Annotated in this window: 4 protein-coding genes; all 4 read left to right on the top strand. The window is 59.9% G+C overall.

What is annotated here, in order from left to right; all coding sequences use genetic code 11:
- Positions 1-430 (top strand): hypothetical protein (locus tag A7X77_RS33645; RefSeq protein ID WP_197486918.1); only part of this gene is annotated, 430 nt, incomplete at its 5' end.
- Entirely contained in the window at positions 411-2,600 is a 2,190-nt protein-coding gene (locus tag A7X77_RS30955; RefSeq protein WP_064686604.1) for a Mu transposase C-terminal domain-containing protein, read from the top strand. The genes A7X77_RS33645 and A7X77_RS30955, both read left to right, overlap by 20 nt.
- Before the next feature lie 11 nt (positions 2,601-2,611).
- Positions 2,612-3,679, top strand: coding sequence for an ATP-binding protein (locus A7X77_RS30950; RefSeq protein ID WP_064686603.1), 1,068 nt, complete (start codon positions 2,612-2,614; stop codon positions 3,677-3,679).
- The coding region (locus tag A7X77_RS30945) for a TniQ family protein (protein WP_156668188.1) at positions 3,679-4,780 on the top strand (1,102 nt) is incomplete at its 3' end. The genes A7X77_RS30950 and A7X77_RS30945, both read left to right, overlap by 1 nt.

The following is a 4,780-nucleotide window of genomic DNA, read 5'->3' as shown; positions in this document are numbered from 1 at the left end:
CCACGACGGTACCCATTTCGCCTTCAATGTTAAGCACATCTATCACAAGGCCGAGGTGGACGCGGTTTTGGATGCGCTGAACGACGTCGACCTCGGCTTTGATATGGTCTGGGTCAACGAGACAATGGCGACGCTCTGGCGCTTCGAGAACGCGCTATGCATCCTGACGGCCCGCGAAAATTACAACGCCGAGGACTATCTCGACGCACTTGTGTCCCTCGAGGGCATCCACGGTGCCGTCTACTTCCACAGCCTTCTCAAGGGAGCGCGCAACCTCGCCGACCGACGCGAGGCCCTCCTGAACCTGATCGATCGCGGCGTCATCGTCATCGCGAACGAACTCGAACGCCTTGCTGACTACAGCAAGGTCCACGTCAACCGTCCCCTTCTCGCACAGGAGCTCAAGAGCTATGTCCAATCTGTCGCCTAAGCCGTTCAGCTACATGCCGATCAAGGTAACCGTCGTCGACCGCGTCACGATCGGCAGCCAGCACTATCGCCTGTCCCGCCACTACGGGGGCGAGGTGATTCTCGAAACCGTCGAGGAAATGCCGCGCTTCGAGTCCTTCTCGGAACTCGAGTTTTACGAGAAACACGTACGCGGCGAAATCAAGATCGAGGAGAACTACTTCTCGCAGAACCGCAAGACGCCCGATGTGCATCCCGGCTGGTTGTTCACCGACTATTCGCCGAAGAAGCAGGCCAAGGCGCTCTTCTACGAGCAGCTCATCCACGCTTACGACAACCTCTCTGACAAGGAGGGCGGCATTAACCGCACGGTCGAAGAACTCGGTCCCCGCATGGCGAGCCTGGCTCTCGAAGCCCTGAGCATCGTCGGAAAGATGCAGAACGGCGGCGGCTCAGTTCAGCTGCAGCGTATTCCGTCTGTCGGTCACTTCAACAAGATGTACCGCCTGTTCAAGGACTCCGGTGGAAGAACGATCACGCTTGTCTCCAAGGACGAAGGTCCTAAGCGCACGTATCGGGTCGATCCGGAAAGCCTGGCGGTCTGGCAGGAGTACGCCGAAGGCTATGCATTGCCCAACCGCCCCAGCGTGAAGAAGCAGCACAACCTCCTGTTGGCAGCCCTCGATGGCCTCAACAAGGCCCGCACGAAGGGGAAGCACATGCTGCAGCCTCCTTCGTACAAGGTCTTCGCCAAGATCATCAAGGGGCTGGGGGCTTACCACATCCACCGCGGCCGCCACGGTAAGGCGTCGGCTGACAAGAAGTTCGGATTTACGCGCGGAGGATTCGGCTTCTTCCGTCCGGGCCAGCGCGTGGACATCGATGAGAAGCGCATGGACCTCATGGCGCTCTTTAAGTACGCCGACATGTGGGAGAAGCTCACCGACGACGAGAAGAACGAGGCCCGGCGCATCCGCCTGTGGGTAGTCGTGGCGATGGACATCGCCACCCGCTACATCCTCGGCATGCGCTTCTGCACGAAGCCGAACTCGAAGACCACCCTCGAGGTCATCCGCATGGTGATGGAGGACAAGTCCGAGATTTCGGATTTCGTCGGCGCGCAATCGCAGTGGATCGGCTATGGCCGCCCCGAGCGCTTCTACACCGACATCGGCTCCGCGTTGGTGAACGACGAAGTCGCTCCCAAGATCGCCGAGTGCGAAATCGGGCACGCACGCCCCACCGCTGGCACGCCGCAGGCGCGTGGACACATTGAGTCCAGCTTTCGCGGACATCAGCGCATCGTGAGCTTCTATCAGGGTCGCACCTTCAAGGATGTCGTCGAAAAGGGCGATGCTGATCCGGTGAAGGAAGCCTCGGTACCGATCGACCGCATCGAGCGCGAGTACCTCCGTGCGATCCTCGACATCTATCACAACACTCCTCACGAAGGCCTGGGTGGTGAGACGCCGCACAACGCCTGGGTTCGCCAGACCCAGCTCTACAAGATGCGTCCGCTGATCGAACCCGATGTCAAGCGTCACATCTTTGGGATGGACGAGGTCCGCACCCTTGGGCCTGAAGGCCTTCGCTTCCTCGGCATCAACTACCACTCCCCCGTGCTTGCGAAATGGCATCTGCAGGACGGCAGCGTGGACGTGCCGATCCGCGTGGACGTCGGCAATATCCGCTCGATTTCGTTCAAGAAGGACGGGCACTGGTACATCGCCGACAACCAAATCGGTCTGCCGGACGATATCAGCCTGCCCGAGTGGATGGCCATGTGGGAGCGCGTGACCCGCGAGTACGCCAAGAGCACGGCGGTCACGCTCGACATCTTCTACGCCGCCCTTCGTGACCTTCGCGAGAGCGGCGAGGCCGCGGCGCTGCGCAACCCCCTCGGCCTGCGCCGTGTCACGATGGAAAACGTCCGCTCCTATGAACGCGCGCTTCTCCACAAGGCTGGCTTCACCGTACAGGCCGCTTTGGCCGCCCCCGCGCCGCTGGCATCTCCCGTCGGCCGCCGCAGCGCATTCCTGAGCGCCAACGCGCCCGGTTACAACGACATCGTGACCGATGACGAGGCGCTCGAACTTGCGGAAAAGGTCGCCCGCGGAGGGCCCGCAAAAACTAAGACCTCCCGCAAGAACGCCAACAACCCGGTCGGCACTGCCGACGACATCGAGCTCTGAGGAGACCAGCCATGAACGATATCCTCACCGACCGCCAGCAGGTCCAACTCCGCATCGCGTCCCACATGGACCCGAGCGAACTCGAAGCCGTCGCCCGCATCAAGGCGATGAACGCCTACCACGTCGGCTCCGTTCGCGACGCCGAGCTCCGGAAGCTCTACAAGCGCCTGTTCCGTAACACCCAGACGGAGACGGCCAAGCTCGCCGGGATCGTCGTCACCGGGAACTCGGGCTCGGGCAAGACCCACCTGATCCGGAGCATGGAGACCCATCCCGCCTTCCAGCGCTTCCGCATGCCCGGAAAGGACCACGACAATCTGCCCTATGTCAGCATCGACGCGCCGCCCAAGTGCGCCCCGAACTACCTTCTCGCAGAGATCGTGAAGGCCTGCGGTTTCCCGGTTTCAAAGCCTGGTAATCTGCCCGAGATGCGTGACCTTGCCATGAAATGGTTCGCGTTGCGGGGCGTCATGTTTCTGCACATCGACGAATTCCAGCACGCCATGCGCTCGAATACGGAAACGCAGATCAAGGAAATTCAGGACGCCATGAAAATGCTCGTCCAGATCAGCGCCGACTGGCCCGTCCAGTTGATCCTGTCGGGCACGCCTGTGATCGCGGACTTCAGGACCACGAGCCCTGAACTTGACGGTCGTACCCTCCACTTCGACCTCGAAAGCCTCGATCCCGCCACCGACGGCCCGGTTATTGAGAAGGTCGTCAACGGCATCATCACCAAGCACGCGCAGCTCGAGGTGGCTGATCTGGATGGCAAGGAGTTCGTCATGCGGCTTTCCAAGGCCGCGAACCATCAGTTCGGCAATGTCATCCAGACCATCCGCCTCGCGTGCGAGGAAGTGATCCTTGAAGGGAGGACCGAGGTTGGCATCGAAGACTTCGTGAAGGTCTACAGCATGCTCGTCGGAAGCCGCAACATGGAGCGCAACCTCTTTGCCTCGGGTGCCTGGCGCGACGTCCAGTTGCCCGAGCGAATCACAAACGGGAAAGCGTTCACCGCCCTCAAGATGAAGCATGAAAAGACGTTCGCGGTCCGCGGCAAGAAATTGGTGCAGAGCTGATGACGGAAAAGTTCGAAGTTGTGCCCCCTTTTCGTGAATACGAGACCCGCGACAGCTTCGTTTCGAGGCTCGCGGCGCTTCACCAGATGGTGTCCGTCGTTGACATGGCTCGCCTGCTCGGAGAGTCGAACGAGCGGAACAATATTGAATCGCGCTTTGTTCGCTTCGCCGCGATGGCTGGGATCGATCCCTCTCGGTTCGATCGCCACTCACCCAGACCGGGCCAAGGCTACGCGATGCTGGGAGATCATAAGGTCCACACCACACAGGTGTGCAAGCTCCAGGCGAGATTTTGCCCCAAGTGTGTTGTAGAGGACGTTGAAAAAGGCAGCGGGCCAATTGGTGCCCGCACTTTTCAAAGGTTCTGGTGGCTTTGGGCTGCAATCGAGAAATGCCCGGATCATGGATGTGACATGGCTGTGACCGACGGCGGCAAGCGGAGCTTCGCGCCCGACCTCTGCTCCTACGTATCGCAGAATTTTCCAAGGATTCTCGCTATCGCGGCCGCGGCACAATTTACGTGCGCTCATCCTTTGGATGTCTATCTCCGTGGTCGCCTTACGGGGGAAAACGAACCACTGGAGATGCTCGACGATCTCCCGCTCGCGTACCTTATCCGCCTTTGTGAAGCAGTAGGCCGCGATGCACGTGCGATTGCTGACGGGGGCCCAAACCGTGCGCCGGCACGTATGCGCGCCGGGTTCGAACTCCTAGCGCGTGGCCGGGCGAACTTTCTGGAGCATCTCGAACGCCACGCGAGAAAATTCGACAAAGGGAGAGGCCTCACTCGAAATGCAAAATACGGCCGAATCTACTCATTGATGGCCAGAGAAGCTGCCGATCCTGTGTGGGCACCGATCCGCGAATTGCTATGGCTTGACGCTTGTAACACCCTACCGATGGCTCCGGGCGAAGAGTTTCTCGGCTATCGCCTGGAGAAGCGCCTGATCCATTCACTGCATACAGCCAGTCAACAGTATGGTGTGCACCCTAAGACAGTCATGAAAATGCTGAATAGTGACATCCTTCCTCCAGAAGCCGTTCATCGATCGTCTTACCACTCGACAGTGTTTCGTGCGGACGCAATTCACGAGCTTCTCA

The sequence above is a fragment of the Rhizobium bangladeshense genome (assembly GCF_001662075.1).
GTDB lineage: Bacteria > Pseudomonadota > Alphaproteobacteria > Rhizobiales > Rhizobiaceae > Rhizobium > Rhizobium bangladeshense_B.
The sequence above is the reverse complement of the archived record's forward strand: the minus strand, read 5'-3'. Positions and strand labels throughout refer to the sequence as shown.